General features: G+C 47.2%; 14 protein-coding genes, 1 tRNA gene, 1 pseudogene and 1 other annotated feature. Of the genes and pseudogenes, 12 read left to right on the forward strand and 4 right to left on the reverse strand.

The window, feature by feature from the left end:
* Positions 1 to 65 precede the first annotated feature (65 nt).
* Complete coding sequence (locus QUB39_RS04760; protein ID WP_333207954.1) at positions 66 to 1175, reverse strand: alpha/beta hydrolase; 1110 nt, start codon at positions 1173 to 1175, stop codon at positions 66 to 68.
* A 303-nt stretch (positions 1176 to 1478) separates the two neighbouring features.
* On the opposite strand from QUB39_RS04760, the gene QUB39_RS04765 reads away from it, so the two are divergent.
* The 3 genes from QUB39_RS04765 to QUB39_RS04775 all read left to right on the forward strand — a co-directional run bounded on the left by QUB39_RS04765 (position 1479) and on the right by QUB39_RS04775 (position 11315).
* Positions 1479 to 6560, forward strand: a complete 5082-nt coding sequence (locus tag QUB39_RS04765) for an amino acid adenylation domain-containing protein (protein WP_333207952.1) — start codon at positions 1479 to 1481, stop codon at positions 6558 to 6560.
* Between the two features lie 37 nt (positions 6561 to 6597).
* Positions 6598 to 10668, forward strand: a complete 4071-nt coding sequence (locus tag QUB39_RS04770) for an amino acid adenylation domain-containing protein (protein WP_333207950.1) — start codon at positions 6598 to 6600, stop codon at positions 10666 to 10668.
* 371 nt (positions 10669 to 11039) lie between these two features.
* The gene (locus tag QUB39_RS04775) at positions 11040 to 11315 is read left to right on the forward strand and encodes a hypothetical protein (RefSeq protein WP_333054367.1); all 276 of its coding nucleotides are present in this window, start codon (positions 11040 to 11042) and stop codon (positions 11313 to 11315) included.
* Positions 11316 to 11431: 116 nt separating this feature from the next.
* On the opposite strand, the gene QUB39_RS04780 is transcribed toward QUB39_RS04775, so the two are convergent.
* Complete coding sequence (locus QUB39_RS04780) at positions 11432 to 12871, reverse strand: inorganic phosphate transporter (protein ID WP_445243095.1); 1440 nt, start codon at positions 12869 to 12871, stop codon at positions 11432 to 11434.
* A gap of 40 nt (positions 12872 to 12911) precedes the next feature.
* On the opposite strand from QUB39_RS04780, the gene rplS reads away from it, so the two are divergent.
* From rplS to rplL, 9 genes are all read left to right on the forward strand, one after another.
* Entirely contained in the window at positions 12912 to 13295 is a 384-nt protein-coding gene (rplS, locus tag QUB39_RS04785) for a 50S ribosomal protein L19 (protein WP_333054363.1), read from the forward strand.
* Positions 13296 to 13428: 133 nt separating this feature from the next.
* A tRNA-Trp gene (locus QUB39_RS04790) sits at positions 13429 to 13501 on the forward strand.
* Complete coding sequence (locus QUB39_RS04795) at positions 13472 to 13681, forward strand: hypothetical protein (protein WP_333054361.1); 210 nt, start codon at positions 13472 to 13474, stop codon at positions 13679 to 13681. The genes QUB39_RS04790 and QUB39_RS04795 overlap by 30 nt, the downstream gene beginning before the upstream one ends.
* Before the next feature lie 151 nt (positions 13682 to 13832).
* Complete coding sequence (secE, locus tag QUB39_RS04800) at positions 13833 to 14066, forward strand: preprotein translocase subunit SecE (protein ID WP_333054360.1); 234 nt, start codon at positions 13833 to 13835, stop codon at positions 14064 to 14066.
* Positions 14063 to 14701 (forward strand): transcription termination/antitermination protein NusG, encoded by a 639-nt coding sequence (nusG, locus tag QUB39_RS04805; RefSeq protein WP_333054359.1) that lies wholly within the window; start codon positions 14063 to 14065, stop codon positions 14699 to 14701. Before secE ends, nusG begins: the two co-directional genes overlap by 4 nt.
* Positions 14702 to 14704: 3 nt before the next feature.
* Positions 14705 to 15130, forward strand: a complete 426-nt coding sequence (rplK, locus tag QUB39_RS04810) for a 50S ribosomal protein L11 (protein WP_333031062.1) — start codon at positions 14705 to 14707, stop codon at positions 15128 to 15130.
* A gap of 227 nt (positions 15131 to 15357) precedes the next feature.
* Positions 15358 to 16071, forward strand: coding sequence for a 50S ribosomal protein L1 (rplA, locus tag QUB39_RS04815; RefSeq protein ID WP_190663916.1), 714 nt, complete (start codon positions 15358 to 15360; stop codon positions 16069 to 16071).
* A 109-nt stretch (positions 16072 to 16180) separates the two neighbouring features.
* Positions 16181 to 16353: a sequence feature (ribosomal protein L10 leader region), on the forward strand.
* 29 nt (positions 16354 to 16382) lie between these two features.
* Positions 16383 to 16991, forward strand: coding sequence for a 50S ribosomal protein L10 (gene rplJ / locus QUB39_RS04820; protein WP_333054357.1), 609 nt, complete (start codon positions 16383 to 16385; stop codon positions 16989 to 16991).
* A 138-nt stretch (positions 16992 to 17129) separates the two neighbouring features.
* A complete protein-coding gene (gene rplL / locus QUB39_RS04825; RefSeq protein ID WP_333054355.1) occupies positions 17130 to 17519 on the forward strand; it encodes a 50S ribosomal protein L7/L12 in 390 nt (129 codons plus the stop codon).
* A gap of 272 nt (positions 17520 to 17791) precedes the next feature.
* On the opposite strand, the gene crtD is transcribed toward rplL, so the two are convergent.
* Both crtD and QUB39_RS04835 read right to left on the reverse strand, forming a co-directional pair.
* On the reverse strand, positions 17792 to 19408 hold the full coding sequence (crtD, locus tag QUB39_RS04830) for a C-3',4' desaturase CrtD (protein WP_333208013.1): 1617 nt from the start codon (positions 19406 to 19408) through the stop codon (positions 17792 to 17794).
* 180 nt (positions 19409 to 19588) lie between these two features.
* A pseudogene (locus QUB39_RS04835) lies at positions 19589 to 20263 on the reverse strand (CopG family transcriptional regulator); the annotation flags it as partial.

Below are 20263 nucleotides of genomic sequence, written 5' to 3' on the forward strand. Positions count from 1 at the left end.
GGAACAGGCCGAAAAGCCTGTTCTTGAGAATGCTGAAATATCTCAGTTTTAACTCACATTTTTAGTTAGGAAATTTCAGTGCAGAATGCCCTGACAGCTTCGGCAAACTGCTGGTTATGCTCGATTAATGCCATGTGTCCTCCTCGCTTTATAGTAACTAGCTCTGCTTGAGGCAATTCTGCTTTCATTCGCAGGCTAGCTGGGGGGGTAGTGGCGATATCTGAATCGCCGCAGATCACCAACACTGGAATGTCAATCGATCGCAAAGTTTTTGTTTCATCAAATTTGAGCATTCCCAGTGTGCCGCGAGCGAGAACGCCGGGAGAACCCAAGGCTGATAAGAAAGCTGAGAACTCTAATTGACCGCGCGTTTCAGTGCCTTTAAATCCCGATAATTCTACACTGATGTGCAGTGAACCATTGAGATAGCTCAGCCAAGTCATTCCCCACATAATCGGTTCAAGAGCTATGGTGAGGTAGAGCATAGGTTGAAGCAGCGGCTTTTGCAAAGCGCGTAATAAACTGCTAAAAATAGCGGTTTTGACGGGATTAGTATAAGTCGTATCTACCAGAATTAAACCAGCTACTCGACTACCGAGAAGTTCTGGGAAAAGCCGACTGAATGTTAGAGAAATCATGCCACCCATGCTGTGTCCGAGTAGGATAACAGGTTTATTTCCTGCTATGGCAATGACGGCTTCAAGATCGCGGGCAAATTTTTCTAGGGAGTAGTCACTGTTTTTTGGTCGAGTGGATTTTCCCAGGCCTGGAAGATCCCAAACAATCACTCGGTAGCGATCGCTTAGTTGCCGTTTCGCGTAATACCAAACCATACTGTTCGGCCCCCAACCGTGCGAGAGAATAATCGGCTGTCCGTCCTCCGGGCCGTAGAATTCTACTTGTAAAATAGTGCCATCAGGCCTCTCTACCCGCTGCACCGTACCCGTCCGCGTGGGCTTCGGTTCGTCAGCACCGGGGCGGCGGAACAGCGGCAAACTGATAAAGCGGCCGCCAACACACCAAAGAAGCATCAACACTCCGCTGATTAAGTAGGAAATCCCTACCAGTGCGCCGATGTACCATTCGTAAATAATGTATATACCTGTGCCAAGTACCCCGATCGACAGCAGTCCCACCAGCCATAGGAACAGGAAATTGAAGGGCATGAACGGCATAAGCTGAAACCTTGGGTAGGATTTTGGTTGCGAATTCAAACAGGATCATACTTAGGTTAGGCCACAGTAAGCAAGCGGTAAGTTAAGCTCTTAATTTGTGCGCTGGTGGAATTTAATTTATTGATGTGCCCAAGTAATGACCGAAAGCATCCAGGATACCCGCCACGTGATTCATCCGTCCAGAAATAAAAAACCTGTATCCAATAAAGGAACCCCCGAATTTATCTGTGGGGTCAATGCTTCAATTCTAAAATCTAAAATCTAAAATCTAAAATCTAAAATCGATTGACAGGATGACTCAAAATGCCAGAGCCAAAAATATCGAGTTCATCGCCAAATGCCAGAGATTCTGTCAGCGTGGAGTTAGTTGAGTTTTTATCTTACCTTCGCAGTCTAGATATTAATATTTTTGTTGAGGGATCTCGCCTGCGCTGCAACGCTCCCGAAGGAATTATTACACAAGAACTGCGCGCCGAAATTTCTCAAAAAAAAGCCGAAATTATTTCATTTTTAAAAGCAGCTAATCGTACTTCTAGTTTCACTCCTACACCGATTGTTCCTGTGGGGCGGGACGGAAATCTACCGCTTTCCTTTGCACAGCAGCGCTTGTGGTTTCTCGACCAATTAGTCCCGAACAACCCCTTCTATAATGTTCCCGCAGCATTGCGTTTGACAGGTTCGCTCAATTTTTCGGCGCTGCAACAAACTTTCAATGAAATTGTGCGCCGCCACGAAGCTTTACGCACGACTTTAGCCGTAGTTTCGGGCCAACCCGTTCAGAGAATAGCTGCTGCTTTCCACCTCCCGATTAATGTAGTGGACTTGCGAAACTTGCTAAATGAATCTCGACAAACTGAAGCAAACAGGCTCACGACTGAGGAAGCTCAACGCTCTTTCAATTTGTCCAATGACTTGTTGCTGCGAGTCACATTATTGCAGCTAGATGATGCCGAATATTTACTAATGCTGAATATGCACCACATTGTCTCCGATGGTTGGTCTATCGGAGTGCTTATTCAGGAATTAGGCGCACTTTACACGGCATTTGCTAGCGAAAAACCTTCGCCTTTACCGGCTTTGTCGATCCAGTATGCTGATTTTGCAAAATGGCAGCGCGAATGGCTGCAAGGGGAAGTTTTAGAAACGCAGCTTGCTTACTGGAGACAGCAGTTAAACGGCATTTCTATGCTAAATTTGCCTGCGGATCGCCCCAGGCCAGCAATTCAAAGTTACCGAGGCAAAAGGCAATTTTTGCAACTGCCAAAACAACTGAGCGAGGCTTTAGAAACGTTGAGCCAGCGCGAAGGAGTGACGCTGTTTATGACAATGCTGGCCGCTTTTAAAACGTTGCTTTACCATTACGCCCAGCAAGAAGATATTGTGGTAGGTTCGCCGATCGCCAATCGCAACCGCAGTGAAATTGAAGGATTAATCGGTTTTTTTGTCAACAGTTTGGTATTGCGTACAGATTTGTCGGGAAATCCAACTTTTCGGGAACTTTTAAACCGAGTCAAAGAGGTAGCATTAGGAGCTTACGCTCACCAAGATTTGCCGTTTGAGAAGTTAGTAGAAGAACTGCACCCCGATCGCGCCTTGAACCAAAATCCCTTATTTCAGGTGGCGTTTGCGCTGCAAAACGCGCCGGGGAATCAGTTAGAATTGCCAGAATTAACACTCAGCCCGCAGCAGTTAGATGTGGGTACAGCGCGGTTTGATTTGGAGTTTCATTTGTGGGAGCGATCGCCCAACACTTCGGGAAGCAACCAATCGCCCAGCAATAAGCTGTGGGTTGATAGCTCGGAGGGCATCAGCGGCATGGTTATTTACAGCGCCGATTTGTTTGATGAAGCTACGATTAGCCGCCTGATCGGGCATTTTCAAACCTTGTTAGAAAGCATTGTGACAAATCCCGAACAGCGCCTAGCAAACTTGCAATATTTGAGCGCCAAAGAGCGCTATCATTTGTTAGTTGAATGCAACAATACTCAGGCGGATTATCCGCAAGATTTGTGCATCCATCAGCTATTTGAAATGCAGGCCGATCGGACACCGGATGCGGTGGCGCTGGTATTTGGAGAGGAGCAAGTCACCTATCGAGAGCTAAATCTCCGCAGCAACCAACTAGCACGTTATCTGCAAAAAATGGGGGTTGGGGCGGAAGTTTTAGTCGGGCTTTGCTGCGGGCGATCGCTCGATCTGATCGTGGGGATGTTGGGTATCCTGAAAGCGGGAGGAGCTTACTTAATTTTAGATCCGAGCTATCCTGCTGAGCGATCGAGCTTTATGCTAAAAGATGCTCAAGTGTCAGTATTGCTTACCCGCCAGGGAATAAATTCCCTGTCTAATAGCGAAAGTCGTCTAAAGACGACGGTCGGAGGACAAGTTTCCAGTCGGCTTCAGCCGACTTCAGCTATGAGCCAGGGAATTTATTCCCTGGTGGATGATGGCGAAGTGCAAAATTTAGAAACACAGTCAGATGATAAAATTCACCATCTAAAGACGACGGTCGGAGGACAAGTTTCCAGTCGGCTTCAGCCGACTTCAGCTATGAGCCAGGGAATTTATTCCCTGGTGGATGATGGCGAAGTGCAAAATTTAGAAACACAGTCAGATGATAAAATTCACCATCCAAGGGTTGTTTTTCTAGACACAGACTGGGAGATGATTTCCCAAGAAATCGCCGACAATCCCACCAGCACAGCCACAGCCGAAAATCTGGTTTACGCGATTTACACCTCCGGCTCCACGGGAAAGCCGAAAGGAGTGGAAATTGAGCACGGGAGCTTGTTAAATCTCGTTTTTTGGCATCAAAGAGAGTTTGGGGTGTCAGCGGGCGATCGAGCAACGCAAATTGCAGCGATCGGCTTTGATGCTTGCGGGTGGGAAATTTGGCCTTATCTCGCCGCGGGAGCTAGCATCTACTTTCCCGAAGATGACATCAGGCGAGATCCTGAAAAACTGCAAAACTGGTTAGTATCAAAAGCAATTACAATTAGCTTTTTGCCAACACCTTTAGCCGAGAAAGTTTTGCTATTAGATTGGCCTCAAACAACAGCGTTGCGAATCTTGCTCACAGGCGGCGAAAAACTGCAACAACATCCTTTAAAATCCCATCCATTTAAGCTAGTAAATAATTACGGGCCAACCGAAAACACCGTCGTCACAACTTCCGGTTATATTCCTGTAACAGAGCAAACAGACATCGCCCCGACAATTGGCCGCCCCATTGCTAACACTCAAATCTACATATTAGACAAATATTTGCAGCCAGTGGCGATCGGCGTTGTTGGCGAATTGTACATCGGCGGAAACGGACTCGCTCGCGGCTACCTCAACCGCCCAGATTTAACCGCACAAAGCTTTATTGTCAATCCTTTTAAACCAAATTCAGGAGAGCGAATTTACAAAACCGGCGACTTAGTGCGCTACAGAGGCGATCGCAACCTTGAATTTTTAGGACGGATTGACGAACAAGTAAAAATTCGCGGTTTCCGCATCGAATTAGGAGAAATCGAGACACAATTAACTCAACATCCGGCGGTTCAGCAAACTGTAGCAATAGCTTCGGAAGATGGACAGGGAGATAAACGTTTAGTAGCTTATATTGCCCTGAATCCAGAATATAGTATTGCTAGCGAAAAAAACCAAATAATGCAATTGCAGGACGAACAGGTTTTGCAGTGGCAAATCCTCTATAATGAAACTTACAATCAACCTGCTGTTGACTCAGATCCAACATTTAATATTGTCGGCTGGAATAGCAGTTATACTAATCAGCCAATCCCAGCAGAACAGATGCGCGACTGGGCGAACAATCAAGCCGCCCAAATTTTAGCTTTGCAGCCTAGCCGAGTGTTAGAAATTGGCTGCGGCACAGGTTTGTTGCTGTTCCAAATTGCCTCTCGCTGCACTCAATATTGCGGAACAGACTTTTCCCCTATTTCGCTCAACTATATTCAGCAGCACTTGGCAAATCTAGAGTTAACTAATGTAACGCTAATTCAGAAAATGGCGACCGATTTTGAAGGAGTAGAGACAGCAGCTTTTGACGCAGTAATTCTCAACTCAGTCGTGCAATATTTCCCGAATATCGACTATCTCGTGCAGGTGCTAGAAGGTGCGGTGAAAGCAACTGCTCCCGGCGGCTTTATATTCATCGGAGATGTCCGCAGCTTGCCGTTGCTGGAGGCTTTTCACGCTTCGGTACAACTGTATCAAGCCGAACCTTCTCTCGCTGGCGAACAGTTGCAGCAGCGAGTACAAATGCAAATTTTTCAAGAAACAGAGTTAGTTATTGAACCAGAGTTTTTTAGCGCATTAAAGCACCGCTTTCCGCAGATTGGCGACGTAGAGATTCAATTAATTCGCGGTAGTTACCACAATGAGTTAACTGATTTTCGGTACAATGCTATTCTGCATATTGCGTCGGAAACAGCACGCCCAAAATCATCGCCTAAAGGGGAGTGGGACGCAGAAAAACGGCTGGATTGGTTGGATGAAAATCAGAATCTGAGTGTTACCAAGGTGCAACAAATATTATTGCAAAATCAACTGGATGTTTTAAGAATTTCTAATGTGCCTAATGCGCGGGTAACGGCAGCAGTCAAGGCGGCAGAGTTGCTGTCTGTTGTCGATAAATTTCCAACAGCAGGTCAGTTGCAGAAAGCCGTGGAAAAAGTCGAGGATTTAGGAGTCGATCCCGAAGCTTGGTATGCTTTGGAAGTTCCGTATAATGTTAATATTAGTTGGTCTAATTCCGACAGTCAAGGGCGCTACGATGTAGTGTTTGCACGGGGCGAAACTAAAGATTTTGTGCGAGAAACCAGAAGCGATAACTTGCGTCCTTGGCGCTCTTATGCTAACAATCCCTTACAAGCTAAAGCAGCGCGTAAATTAGTGCCACAGTTGCAGGCTTATCTAGCGGAAAAACTGCCGGAATATATGGTTCCGTCGGCTTTTGTGGTGCTGGAGTCGCTACCGGTGACGCCTAACGGAAAGGTCGATCGTCTCGCTTTGCCTGCACCGCAGCCGATTAAGTTAGAATGGGCTGGCGGTTATGTTGCGGCTCAGACTTCTATTGAGGAAGTTTTAGTTAAAATTTGGGCTGAGGTTTTGGGGATAAAGCGAGTGGGTATCCGGGACAATTTCTTTGAATTAGGAGGCCATTCGCTGCTGGCGACTCAGCTTGTTTCGAGAGTGCGAGATGCTTTCGGGGTAGAGTTGCCTTTGCGCCGGGTTTTTGAAGCACCGACAATCGGAGAATTATCTAAGATTGTGGAGAGTTTAAAAGATAAGAATGCTAAAAGTGGATCTCCGGCTTTAGTGCCGATTTCGCGCGATAGTCGGCGGAGGAAGCTATCATCTTTTAATCAAGAAAGTAAATAAAAATTAGGGCGGTAGAACGGGTGCAATTTCGATAAATATGCAGCAAGAAACAGAAGTTTTTGTATTCCCCGCATCGTTTGCTCAGCAGCGGCTTTGGTTCCTCAATCAATTAGCACCGGGCAATCCTTTCTACAATGTCTCAACAGCACTCCGCTTAACAGGTTTTCTCAACTTCAGATCCTTAGAGCAAACCTTCAACGAAATTGTGCAGCGGCACGAAACTTTACGCACCACATTTACGCTTTTGGAAGGGGAACTCGTACAAATTATTGCTCCCATTTTAACCGTATCCCTCCCCACAATCGACTTACAAAATCTCTCGCCAACTCAGCAGCAAACCGCAGCGCTGCAACTCGCAACCGATGCAGCGCAATGCCCTTTCGATTTAGCCGCCGGGCCGTTATTTAAAGTAACGCTGTTACAACTCAGTGAAACAGAACATATATTGCTGCTGAATTTACATCATATTGTGGCTGATGGTTGGTCGATTGGAGTGCTAATTCGAGAGCTAGGAACGCTCTACACAGCATTTGTAAAAAATGGGATCTCGCACTTACCAGCACTGCCCGTGCAGTACGCCGACTTTGCAGAATGGCAGCACCAATGGTTGCAGGGCGAAGTATTAGAAACCCAGTTAGCTTATTGGCAGCAGCAGTTAAACGGAATTACCACACTCAATCTACCAACAGACAGGCAAAGACCAGCGGTTCCATCCTACCGCGGCGCTAAACAATTTATAACACTATCACCTGCTTTGAGCGAGGCGCTAAAGTCATTGAGCCACCAAGAAAGCGCGACTTTATTTATCACTCTACTAGCCGCTTTTCAAACTTTGCTCTACCGCTATACAGGACAAGTAGATATTGCAGTAGGAACGCCGATCGCCAATCGCAACCTGATCGAAATAGAAGCATTAATCGGTTTTTTTGTCAACAGTTTGGTGCTGCGTGCAGATATATCAGGAAATCCAACTTTTCGGGAACTATTGCATCGGGTAAAAAATGTTGCAATGGCAGCCTACGCCCACCAAGATTTGCCCTTCGAGAAGTTGGTTGAGGAATTGCACCCCGATCGCGAGTTGAGCCGCAACCCCCTATTTCAAGTTAGTTTCAGCCTGCAAAACACTCCTGTAGCAGCGCTAGAATTGCCGGGAATCGCTGCCGAGGCGATCGACTTTGATGCAGGAACCGCCAAGCTAGATTTAGAGTGCCACTTGTGGGAAAATGCAGGAAGTATTCAAGGGCAATTTGTTTACAGCACAGATTTATTTGATAGCGGCACAATTGCGCGGATGGCGGGACATTTCCAAACGCTGCTCGAAGCCATTGTTGCCAATCCCAAACAGCACCTTAGCGACTTGGCTTTGCTGACAGCGCCAGAATACCAGCAACTATTAATCGATTGGAATGACACTCAGAGAGATTATCCGCAAAACCAGTGTTTCCATCAGCTATTTGAAGAGCAAGTCGAGCGATCCTCTTCGAGGGCTCCGCTAACGCCCGATGCTGTAGCCGCCGTCTTTGAAAACCAGCAGTTAACCTACCGCCAACTCAATAGCCGAGCCAACCAACTTGCACATTACTTGCAGCAATTGGGAGCAGCACCAGAAGTTTTAGTGGGCCTTTGTGTAGAACGTTCCTTAGATGCGATCGTCGGATTGCTAGGCATTATCAAAGCAGGCGCAGCCTACCTGCCTTTAGATCCAACTTATCCTCAAGAGCGGCTTAACTTCATGTTAGAAGATGCTCAGGTGTCGATTTTGGTAACTCAGCAACACTTAGCAAAAAACTTGACGCAGCCGGAAAATTACGGAGTTTTTTCAGTAGTCTGTTTGGACTCCGACAGAGAAATTATCGCCCGACAAAGCCCAGAAAATCCAACTACAAATATCATACCAGAAAACCTAGCCTACGTCATTTACACATCTGGTTCAACCGGAAAACCCAAAGGCGTTTTAATCGAACATCGGGGACTCTACAACTTAGCCCTAGCTCAAATAGAAGCTTTTAACTTAAACTCAAATCACCGCATTTTGCAATTCGCTTCCCTGAGTTTTGATGCCTCAATTTTTGAGATTGTCATGGCCTTGGGAACCGGAGCAACACTTTACTGTGCCAAGAAAGAATCTTTGTTGCCAGGACAAACATTAATCGAATTTTTGCAGGACAATGCTATTACCCACGCTACCCTCCCGCCCTCGCTGCTAGCTGTCCTTCCAAACGTCAAACTTCCCGCACTACAAACAATCATCTGTGCGGGCGAATCCTGTTCCCCCGATGTTGTTAAACGCTGGGCTTCGGGGCGCAGATTTTTTAACGCTTACGGCCCTACAGAATCGACAGTCTGGTCAAGTTTTGCCGAAATTAGCGATAGCAAAAAACCGCCAATCGGCCGCCCAATAGCTAACACTCAACTCTATATTTTAGATAAAAATTTACAGCCAGTACCCGTTGGAATTCCCGGTGAATTGTACATCGGCGGCAGCGGATTGGCGCGAGGCTACCTGAACCGCCCCGAATTAACCGCCCAGCGATTTATTGCTAATCCGTTTAGCCAGAAAGCAGGAGAACGAATTTATAAAACTGGTGACTTAGCTCGCTATTTTCCCGACGGCAATATTGACTTTTTAGGCCGCACTGACGAACAGGTAAAAATTCGCGGTTATCGAATAGAATTGGGAGAAATTGAAGCGCTGCTGGTTCAGCATCCAGCAGTCAAAGAAACAGCGGCGGTTGCTGCGGATGATTTGTCAGGTAACAAACGCCTAGTTGCTTATGTCGTCCCCAATCACAATCAGACGCTTAATCGCGGGGAAATACGCAATTTCCTCAAACAACAACTGCCCAATTACATGATTCCCAGTGCTTTGGTGGCGATAGATTTTCTGCCCCTAACTCCCAATGGCAAAATTGACCGCCTGCGCCTACCTGTACCGGGAACTCTAACTAGCAATTCAATAGATAAAAGCTGCATTGCACCTCGCACACCAACCGAGTCAACCCTCGCCCAAATTTGGGCCACAATCCTCAACGCAGAGTGCGTTGGCATTCGCGATAATTTCTTCGATTTGGGTGGAGATTCCCTGCTGGCAATCCGCCTTATCAATGAGATTAACCAGCAATTTCAGCGCGAGTTGCCGCTGTCTGCTCTTTTTTTAAATCCGACAATTGAAGGTTTAGCAGATTTGCTATCTTCAGAAACAAAATCTCTGGAATGGTCGCCTTTAGTTGCAATTAAGCCTCGCGGTAAAAATCCCCCGTTTTTCTGCGTCCATCCCATCTTTGGCGTCGTGTTTCCTTATGTCGAGTTAGCATTTGGGCTAGGAGAAAATCAACCTTTTTACGGACTGCAACCAAAGGGTATTGACGGCGAAAGTTCTCCGTTAACTAGCATTGAAGACATGGCGGCTGACTACATCGCAGCCTTGCGTACCGTTCAACCAAAAGGCCCTTATTTTTTAGGAGGCTGGTCTTTTGGAGGTTTGGTTGCTTTTGAGATGGCTCAACAGTTACTCGCAGCGGGGGACGAAGTGGCTTTGCTTGCTGTGCTTGATACTTTAGCGCCGATTTCTGCTAACAAACCTTCTTTTTGGGACGGTTGCAAGTTTATTCTGACTACTGTTTCGCGCTCTATCTGGCCTTTTTTAGTAGATTATTTTCGCTTGGTGGCTGGTGCAGAAAATGTTCAAATTGGCGGTATTTTTGCAAAATTTCCGAAATTAAATAAGATGCTTAATTTGGCAGCTAATTTTTTGCATCGCTGGAATTGGAAACAGGCGGTTATGGTTAGTATCCTATCTCAGGAGTCAAAAGAACGGAGCTGGCGCGAGCTGGCAATCCCCTCGATGTTTACTGTATTTCAGGCTAATAGTCAAGCAACTCTCAGCTATGTACCGAAAATTTATCCGCAGCGAATTACTCTGTTTAGATCGGAGGAACAGCTAAGCATGAGTCATCAAGATCCGACTCTTGGCTGGAGTGAATTAACGACCCAAAAAGTAGAGGTGATTAGGGTTCCTGGGAATCATCTTACTATGCTGAGAAAGCCTAGCGTCGAGGTGCTGGCTCAAAAGCTGAAGCATTGCTTTGAGGAGAAATTAAGTGATTGAGCAACCCGCGTGCTTGTGTGTCGAATAAAATAATCTTTATCACGTTTGTAGTGAGGACTTTAGTCCTGAGAGCTTTATGAGACTAAAGGGACACTCCAAAAGCCCATAGGTGTCCACTTAAGCCTGAAAGCCTTGATAAATCTCGTTTTTCCCTAAGTCTAGATCCCCCTAAATCCCCCTTAAGAAGGGGGACTTTGAAAAAAACTCCTGTCCCCCCCTTCTTAAGGGGGGCTAGGGGGGATCTGACCTCAATCGTCAAACAGTAGTCTGTGACTGGGTTTGACGTTAAATTGACACTAATGGGCACGGTGCGGTTATCCCTACTGTACTGGAATACGCTTGATCACGTTTGTAGTTAGGATGTCAAAAAATTGCGATCGCCCGAAGAACACTTTTTGCAACTAGAAATCATCATGCAGCGCCACGCCGCAGCACTCGAAGCTGAAGTCAGAGCTTTGCAAGCCGCTGACGAAACCGCCCAGTGGCCTCCTGACTGGAAGCGTGGCTATAATTGGCGTTTCGCTAAAATTTTTGCTTCAGTGAAGATTTTTCGCAACTGGGGTGCAGATGCTGCGGCTTGGAAACTTTTGCCTTCGCGAGTTTATCCCAACCGAGGCAATCAGAAGGATGAGTCTGTTGACATTTGAATGTAGGGGCGGGTTTTACCAATAATCTCGGCCTAAGACCAATCATCTCGTAAACCCGCCCCCACCCAACAGTAAATCCCAATCTACCTCCAATTCTTCAATCTAAAATCTAAAATCTAAAATCTAAAATCGATTGATTGGGCGATGCTGAAGATGATAGCACCCAAACCTGCTGCGATCGGAATTGTCACCAGCCAAGCCGAACCAATTGACAGCAAAGTTTGCAAGCGTACAGTTTTCCAAGCTTTGATCAGCCCGACTCCGACAACTGCACCGACTAAAGCGTGGGATGTGGAAACTGGCAAACCGAAGCGGGATGCTAGCAAGACTGTGGTGGCTGTGGCTAATTCCGCGCAAAATCCGCCGCTTGGTTGGAGTTCGATGATTTTTTCGCCGACTGTGGCTATTACATTTTTTCCCCAGATGGTTAAACCGATGACTATTCCTGCGCCTCCGAGGACTAAAATCCACAGGGGCACGCTGAAATCCCCTGATGGAAAGGAACCTGTGCGCCGGATGTAGGCGATCGCAGCTAGGGGAGCAACGGCATTGCCTACGTCGTTGGAACCGTGGGAAAATGCTACAAAACAGGCGCTCAAGACTTGAAATCTCGCCATTTGTTGCTCGATGGGAGAGTGGCGGGGAGGGGGAGAGGGGGAGAGGGGGAGAGTGGGAGAGTGGGAAAATATTCCCTCTTTCTTATTCCTTGCATCCGTTACATCCGTTACATCCGTTACAAAATCCGCTGCCGAACCTTCTTCCTTCTCAACTGATTCTAATTTTTTCCAGCTATTGAGTGTGAGGACGATCGCCCCAATACTCCCAATGCCAATGACAATATCGTGAATGGGCAGATTCCAGCCAAATCGATCGCGCGCCGCGGCGATCGCCCCTGTCTGCACCAAAGCAACATCGACAATAGACGGCAGTACAATTATCCCAAATACGCTCAGCATTGCTGCACTCAGCCAAGGTATCCACTCGCGCATTTGAGATAGAGGATCTGGTCGATCGAGAATCGAATACTTCACCACACTGTAAAATAGTGCGGCTAAAGCACCGCTAGCAACAGGTGTCGCTACCCAAGTTAGGGAGATGGTGCCGATAGTTCGCCAATCAACTGCATTAATTCCGGCTGCAACACAGCTAAAACCCGCGATCGCGCCCACCACTGCATGGGATGAAGAAACAGGCAAACCTCGACTGGTAGCGATTTGCAGCCACAAGCCGCAAGCAATCAGCACTGACACCATCCCGATTAAAAATACTTGCGGTTGAGCCGCGAACACTTCTGCATTCACAACTCCTGTGGCGAGAGTTTCGGAAACTCCTTGCCCGAACAGCACTGCGCCGGAAAACTCCAGTATGCCTGCAACAATTATTGCCTGCCGCAGCGTTAGGGCCTTCGAGCCTACGGATGTCCCCATCGAGTTAGCGACATCGTTGGCACCCAAGTTGGCGGCGACGTACAAGGCCAGTGCGGCCATTGCCCCTAGTTGCAGAAATACGACCCCAGAGGTATCTAACATAGAAATTTTTTGACATAAAACGGGCATTTCGATATATGATAAGGGATTGTGAGTTTTGGTAAATCCGATGAAAGGCGCAGAAATAATCCGTTCTATCGAAACGGCAGAAATAGATAGAGTCAAGCAAGAACTCAATAAACAAGTTCCCGAAATTTACGTCGGCGACACAGTGCGAGTCGGCGTAAGAATTAAAGAGGGTAACAAAGAACGGGTTCAGCCCTACGAAGGGACTGTGATTGCCATGCGTAACGGCGGGATTAATGAAACAATCACCGTCCGCCGCGTGTTTCAGGGCGTCGGCGTGGAACGGGTGTTTTTGATTCACTCGCCCCGCATCGCCACGATCCAAGTGATGCGTCGCGGGAAAGTCCGCAGAGCAAAACTTTACTACCTGCGCGATCGGGTGGGCAAAGCTACTCGCGTCAAACAGCGGTTCGATCGCTCCCTGTAGGAATGCACCCAGCTTCCCCTTGGTTCATGGTTCATGGGAAATTAAAAAAATTCAAAAAAAGTTTCCCATTTACGAGCGCACTGTGTTAAAATAGAAATCTAGAGGTTAAGCGAATTTCAGCAACCTCACCTGTGCGCTCTTAGTTCAGTTGGTAGAACGCAGGTCTCCAAAACCTGATGTCGGGGGTTCAAGTCCTCCAGGGCGCGCTGAATCACCAAACTTTAAATTCTGCCCGAAAGCGCCCGGACTATTGGCTGGCAACAGTCAAAACCGCAAACTTTCGGGTAGAATTAATTTTTGTGGGCGGTTCGCAAAAAATGCCATCAACAAATGCTCGGTGTGGCTTCTCGATCATCGGTTTCGGCGATCGGCATTTACGCCGTTGATTGGTTGGGCTTGTAAAAAAGTCGTGGCTTTAGATTTGAGATTTGGGACTTGGGCGTAAGTGGTTAGTGTCACAAAATCTGAGAGCCGCGGGCCACTCACACCATCTAAAATCTAAAATCTAAAATCTAAAATCGCAAGGGGGATTGAATCGTGGCGAAAAAAGACGAAGCTCAAGAAACTCAAGAAATAACAGCGCCTGGGTTTGACCCTGCGGGTTTTTTTAAGGAAACTAGAGAAGAACTCGACAAAGTGGTTTGGCCTAGCAGGCAGCAGCTAATCAGCGAGTCTTTGGCCGTGCTTTTGATGGTGATCCTCTCAGCAAGCCTGATCTATTTGGTGGATAACTTCTTTAACTGGGGCGCGGGAAAGGTGTTTGGGCCATGACTTTTGCATCAGAAGAATCTGAGTATTCCACAGAAGCGACGGGACAGGCAGCATCGCCAGATGTGCCGGAGATTGATGCTCGCTGGTATGCTGTTCAAGTTGCCTCTGGCTGCGAAAAGCGCGTGAAGGCAAACTTGCAGCAGCGGATTCAAACTTTGGATGTTGCCGATCGCATCGTTCAAGTAGAAATTCCGCAAACTCCGGCAATCAAAGTCGGCAAAGACGGTTCCAGGCGGCAGTCAGATGAAAAAATCTTTCCCGGCTACGTACTCATCCGTATGTTTATGGACGAGGATACGTGGCAGGTGATCAAAAATACCCCGAATGTAATTAATTTTGTCGGGGCAGAGCAGAAACGCCGCTACGGGCGCGGCAGGGGTCACGTCAAACCGCTACCTCTGAGTCATTCGGAAGTAGAACGGATCTTCAGAAATGCTCAGGAATCAGAACCAGTTGTCAAAGTATCGATGTCTACTGGAGACCACGTTGTGGTACTTTCCGGGCCATTTAAAGATTTTGAAGGTGATGTGATTGAAGTTAGCCCGGAACGAAACAAGCTCAAAGTTTTACTCTCGATTTTTGGGCGCGATACGCCTGTAGAATTGGAGTTCAATCAGGTTCAGAAACAGAACTAACTAATGGCAAAGAAAGTTGTTGCAGTAATTAAGTTGGCGATTACGGCGGGAAAAGCCAACCCAGCTCCTCCGATCGGCCCAGCTTTGGGTCAGCACGGCGTCAATATTATGATGTTTTGCAAGGAGTACAATGCTAGAACCGCAGACCAAGCAGGTCTGGTGGTTCCGGTAGAAATTTCGGTTTTTGAAGACCGCAGTTTTACGTTTATTCTCAAAACCCCGCCGGCGTCGGTTTTGATTCAAAAAGCTGCTGGCATTGCTAAGGGTTCGGGAGAACCTAACCGCAAGCAAGTAGGCTCGATTACTCAGGCTCAACTGCGAGAAATCGCTGAAACCAAAATGCCTGACCTCAATGCTAATGATGTTGAGGCTGCTATGAAAATTGTGGCAGGAACGGCTAAAAATATGGGCGTGGCGATCGCGGATTGAAGTCAGTTGTCAGTTGGCAGTTGTCAGTTGGCAATCGGTAATTCCCAGTGTTGAAGCTCAAATCTTCAATCTAAAATCCAAAATCCAAAATCCAAAATCGATCGGTTCAGGGGGAGAAGCAAAGCTTCGCTAGTAACCGAAAACGGGTAGATTTTAAGATTGTCCGATAGGTTCAATCTAAAATCTAAAATCTAAAATCTAAAATCGACTGACCCCAGGAGATAACAATGGCAAAGAAAGTATCGCGAAGACTGCAAGAACTTCAAAAGAAAGTTGAAGACAGACCTTATCTACCGCTGGAAGCTCTGCAACTTTTGAAAGAAACGGCAACCGCTAAGTTTGGCGAAGCTGCTGAAGCTCACATCCGTTTGGGAATTGACCCGAAATATACTGACCAACAGTTGCGGACAACTGTATCGCTACCAAAAGGAACTGGTCAAGTAGTCAGAATTGCGGTGATTGCTAAGGGCGAAAAAGTTAAAGAAGCTCTAAATGCCGGCGCGGATATTGCTGGTTCTGAAGAGTTGATCGATGAAATTCAGAAGGGCATGATGGACTTCGACTGCCTGATTGCTACCCCAGACGTGATGCCGTTGGTGGCAAAATTGGGTCGGTTGTTGGGCCCGCGCGGTTTGATGCCTTCTCCGAAAGGTGGCACGGTGACGACTGACATTGCTCAGGCGATCAACGAGTTTAAAGGTGGTAAACTAGAATTCCGTGCCGATCGAACTGGCATCGTTCATGTTATGTTTGGCAAGGCAGCTTTCTCAGCGGAAGATTTGCTCGTCAACCTTCATGCTTTGCAAGAAACAGTTGACCGCAACCGTCCTTCTGGTGCTAAAGGTCGCTACTGGCGCAGTTTGTACGTATCCGCAACAATGGGCCCGTCGATCGAAGTCGATATCAGTGCTCTGCGCGATACCAAACTTGATGCTGCGTAGAAAGAATTCAGCAGAAGGCAGAAGGTAAAAGACTGCTTCGGCTGTCTGTGTAAATCTCTTACAAGACTTACGCCAGACCCCAGCTAATGTCTGCCTTCTGGTGATAGCCTAATCAAAAATCAATAAGCTGAAGACCGCAGGTGCCGACCGCTTAATTTCCTGCCGAGGCTGAAGAAATAAAAACTCAAGACTCAAAGATTAGAAATTTTCTATTTTTAATTCTGACTTGTTAATTTTTAATTCTCTGCCCCGGCTCTAAGGTCGGGGTTTTTGGTGGGCAGTTTTCGATCCTAAAAGGAGGTGAAATAAGTATGGGCAAAAGTTTAGCAGTAAAAAATGAGATTATTGCAGACCTCAAGCAAACCTTGAGCGAATCTCAACTGGCGATCGTGATTGACTACACGGGCTTAACTGTTGCTGAAATCACAGATTTGCGTCGGCGTTTGCGTCCGAAAGGCAGCAGTTGCCAAGTGGCAAAAAACACGCTGATGCGAATTGCTGTTGAAGGCAACGAAACCTGGCAGCCGATACAAGAATTGCTGACAGGTACGTCGGCATTTCTGTTCGTGCAAGAAGATATTGGCGGCGCGATTAAAGCTTACCAAGAATTCCAAAAAGTCTCTAAGAAGACAGAACTTCGCGGCGGCGTAATGGAAGGACGGGTACTGAAAGAAGCTGATGTTAAAGCATTAGCCGATCTGCCGTCGAAAGAACAACTCATGGCTCAAATTGCTGGCGCTATCAACGGTGTCGCAACCAAGTTGGCTGTGGGTATCAATCAAGTTCCTACTTCGATCGCTCGCGGTCTTAAAGCTTATGCTGAAAAAGACGGCGGTTCAGCAGAAGTAGCAGCAGAAGCACAACCAGAAGCAGAAGCAGAAGCGCAACCAGAAGCAGAAGCAGAAAGCGCATCTGTGTAAGTCATTAGTAATTAGTCATTAGTCCTCAGTCATTAGTATTTAGCAATAAATAGAAGACTGGAGACGAAAAACTAAGGATGAATGAGCAAATCTCAAATCCCAAATCCCAAATCTACAATCGAACTAGGAGTTTAACGAATGTCTACTGCAACTGACGAAATCTTGGAAAAACTTAAGTCTCTGACTTTGCTCGAAGCTTCTGAATTGGTCAAGCAAATTGAAGAAGCTTTCGGCGTCAGCGCTGCTGCTCCTGTAGGCGGCATGATGATGATGGGCGGCCCTGCTGCTGCTGCTGCTGAACCAGTAGAAGAGCAAACCGAATTTACTGTCATGCTGGAAGAAGTTCCTGCTGACAAGAAAATCGCCATTCTGAAGGAAGTCCGCGCAATTACCGGTCTGGGCCTGAAGGAAGCGAAAGACTTGGTAGAAGCCGCACCGAAAGCAGTTAAGGAAGCTATTGCTAAGGAAGCTGCTGAAGAAATGAAGAAACAGCTTGAAGCTGTGGGCGCAAAAATTTCTATCAAGTAGTCAGAGAATCTAGTTGATATCAATTCCGGTGACACCGGAATGATGGTTGACTGTTGACTATTCCCTAAAATTAATCGCGCGATAGTTACATCTCTCGCGCGATTAATTATTTTTGGTGTAGGGAAACGGCCTTGCTGTGTCCTCTTAGGATCGCGAATTAAATAATTTACAATTTTAATTGTTCTTGTGGGATGGGCGTCCCGCCCCTCCTGTTTGGGCGGGCGGGACGCCCATCCCACTTTCAAGAGTGGAACTTATTTAATTCTCATTCCTTAGATTTTAGAGGCGGCTTCCATTTGCCGCACTACTGTTAAAGCTGAATAGGAAACGCCGGCAGTGCCTTCTCCCGGATGGGTGGAGTCACCTACTAACCACAAGTTTTTAATTGGTGTGCGAGTGGCAAATCCGAAGGGGCCGAAGGTTGGTATTCGCTGGCCGATGCCACCCACAACGCCTCTATCTCTCGCTGTATAGCGGGCAAAGGTGCGGGGTGTGGCGGCTTCTTGGTGTACGATCGACTCTGGCGTCAAATTGAAATATTCGCTCAAACGGGCGATCGCCCCTGCGCTGTATTTTTGCTTCAATCCTTCATAATCAACCGCATTCCACCACATTCGAGTATCAGTAAATGACGAAGCGATAATTGTCGCCATTCCCTCCGGTGCTCGCCCATCACCCGGATGACTGACTGAAACAAATAATGAATTATTCTCCCCAATCTCGCCGTCGTAATCGTAGAGAAACTGAAGGTGGGGCGGACAATTTGCCGGAATTGCGCTTTCATGGACTCCCAAATATATGACAAATGCACCGGATGCGGGCGGCAATTTATCAACTCGATATTTGTAGCCTGCCATTTGATTTGGGAGTTTATTAGTTGTCTCTGAAGTCTCTGATTTGACCGATAAATTATCTGTTAAATTTCCGACACTTGGCTCGCCTGACAACAATTTTACTAGATTTTGGGCGGTCACGTTGGCAACAATGCGATCGGCGGTTTCTGTCCAAACTTCGCCTGTTTTTTGATTGCGAATCACTGTACCGATGGCTTTGCCGTTGGCGGTGACAATACTTTCAACTGTGTGCCGCAACAGGACTTTGCCGCCGTCTCGTTCGATCGCCTCTACCAGTCGATCGCTCAATACCTGCATACTTCCTTGTAGATGATACAATCCCTGCGGCTCTTGCGAAACTCCTAAAGCCGTCGCCGCGTAAAGTAGCGCCGTTTCTTCGGTATCAACTTGAGAATACAATTTTAACTGCAAATCCAGAAAAGTTTTCAAGCGCAAATTGTCGCCCAACCCACAAAGCCGCAAAGCATCTCCCACTGTCATAAAAGTGAAAGGCAAAGTAATTAGAGTGTCGGGGCGAACTGCTTGAATTAATTGCCAGAAATCCCAGAAGTTTCTGGGCGGTAAAACCGGATCGCGCCCTTGAAACTTCCAGCTAGCTTGGAACAATGCAGACAATAATTGCCAAAAAGGTTCGCTTCCAGGAAACTGCCGCTGTCTTTCTTCCTGCCACTTTTGCGGATCTCGCCACACGCTAATCGGTGCGGTTTCTCCCGGCAAAAACACCGCACAAGCGGGATCGCAGGGTGTCGCGGCGGGAAGTTCTATGTCTAATTCTGAGAAAATTCGGTGGTGAATGCCTCCGGGTTCCAATCCTGCAACCTGCGTGGCGCCGACATCGAAGGTAAAGCCTTTGCGTTTGAAGGTGGAAGCGCATCCGCCAGGGACGATCGCCTGTTCTAAGACTAGCACTTTGTATCCTCTGCGGGCTAGCAGGGCTGCTGCTGTCAGCCCGCCGATGCCGCCTCCAATTACCGTGACGCGGCCCTTAGTGTCTGTGGGACTGGATTTGCCAAAAGGGGTGCGATCGCCTGTCATAAATTTATTTATTGTAATATTTCTTAATATTATGCTCATATTTTGCAATAAAAAGCTCTTGTAGCGACAGGTTCAAATCTATCGCTACAAGAGGAAGGAGGTCGAGTTTAGAGGACTTTTTAGGGGTAAAATGCTCTGGGCGCACCCGGAGCGTTAGACTGTGGCGTGCCGATCAGAGAATCAGGGACGGCGCCACTTGTTGAGATAAGCTTCGCCAATCCCAGCCACAGCCTGCATTTGACCTAGCTGTTCCCGTAAAGCTTTGATGGTTCTTAGCTGTTCTTGAGACTGTTGCTGCAAAGCGTCGTAATTTCGCTGTATCGCCGCACTCTGGCTCAATTCATTTTCCAGATATTGCAACTTGGTCAGTTTAACTTGGAAGTCGCCGATCGCACTTGACTTTTCTGCTAACTCGTGCTGCAAAGATTCATAACTCGACTTCGACACGGTTTCCTGGAATTGGCTTTCGAGATTTTGCTTTTCGGTGGCGAATTGCTGCTGCAAGGATTCCACAGCAGCGGATTTTTCAGCGATTTGGTGCTGCAAAGATTCCAGAGCACTGGATTTTTCGGCTAGCTGTTGCACAAACTCGTGTTCGCGGTGTTCTTTTTCAGCGATTTGGTGCTGCAAAGATTCCAGAGCACTGGATTTTTCGGCTAGCTGTTGCACAAACTCGTGTTCGCGGTGTTCTTTTTCAGCGATTTGGTGCTGCAAAGATTCCAGAGCACTGGATTTTTCGGCTAGCTGTTGCACAAACTCGTGTTCGCGGTGTTCTTTTTCAGCGATTTGGTGCTGCAAAGATTCCAGAGCACTGGATTTTTCGGCTAGCTGTTGCACAAACTCGTGTTCGCGGTG

Source organism: Microcoleus sp. AT8-B5 (assembly GCF_036705565.1).
Classification (GTDB): Bacteria; Cyanobacteriota; Cyanobacteriia; order Cyanobacteriales; family Microcoleaceae; genus Microcoleus.

What these genes read in the sequence shown, in the direction of transcription:
- QUB39_RS04765 (WP_333207952.1), top strand. Translation starts at nt 1,479, where the DNA reads ATGCCAGAGCCAAAAATATCGAGTTCATCGCCAAATGCCAGAGATTCT.
- crtD (WP_333208013.1), bottom strand. Translation starts at nt 19,408, where the DNA reads ATGACAGGCGATCGCACCCCTTTTGGCAAATCCAGTCCCACAGACACT.
- QUB39_RS04760 (WP_333207954.1), bottom strand. Translation starts at nt 1,175, where the DNA reads ATGCCGTTCATGCCCTTCAATTTCCTGTTCCTATGGCTGGTGGGACTG.
- QUB39_RS04795 (WP_333054361.1), top strand. Translation starts at nt 13,472, where the DNA reads ATGTCGGGGGTTCAAGTCCTCCAGGGCGCGCTGAATCACCAAACTTTA.
- rplS (WP_333054363.1), top strand. Translation starts at nt 12,912, where the DNA reads ATGAAAGGCGCAGAAATAATCCGTTCTATCGAAACGGCAGAAATAGAT.
- rplL (WP_333054355.1), top strand. Translation starts at nt 17,130, where the DNA reads ATGTCTACTGCAACTGACGAAATCTTGGAAAAACTTAAGTCTCTGACT.
- rplJ (WP_333054357.1), top strand. Translation starts at nt 16,383, where the DNA reads ATGGGCAAAAGTTTAGCAGTAAAAAATGAGATTATTGCAGACCTCAAG.
- QUB39_RS04770 (WP_333207950.1), top strand. Translation starts at nt 6,598, where the DNA reads ATGCAGCAAGAAACAGAAGTTTTTGTATTCCCCGCATCGTTTGCTCAG.
- rplK (WP_333031062.1), top strand. Translation starts at nt 14,705, where the DNA reads ATGGCAAAGAAAGTTGTTGCAGTAATTAAGTTGGCGATTACGGCGGGA.
- QUB39_RS04780 (WP_445243095.1), bottom strand. Translation starts at nt 12,871, where the DNA reads ATGCCCGTTTTATGTCAAAAAATTTCTATGTTAGATACCTCTGGGGTC.
- rplA (WP_190663916.1), top strand. Translation starts at nt 15,358, where the DNA reads ATGGCAAAGAAAGTATCGCGAAGACTGCAAGAACTTCAAAAGAAAGTT.
- nusG (WP_333054359.1), top strand. Translation starts at nt 14,063, where the DNA reads ATGACTTTTGCATCAGAAGAATCTGAGTATTCCACAGAAGCGACGGGA.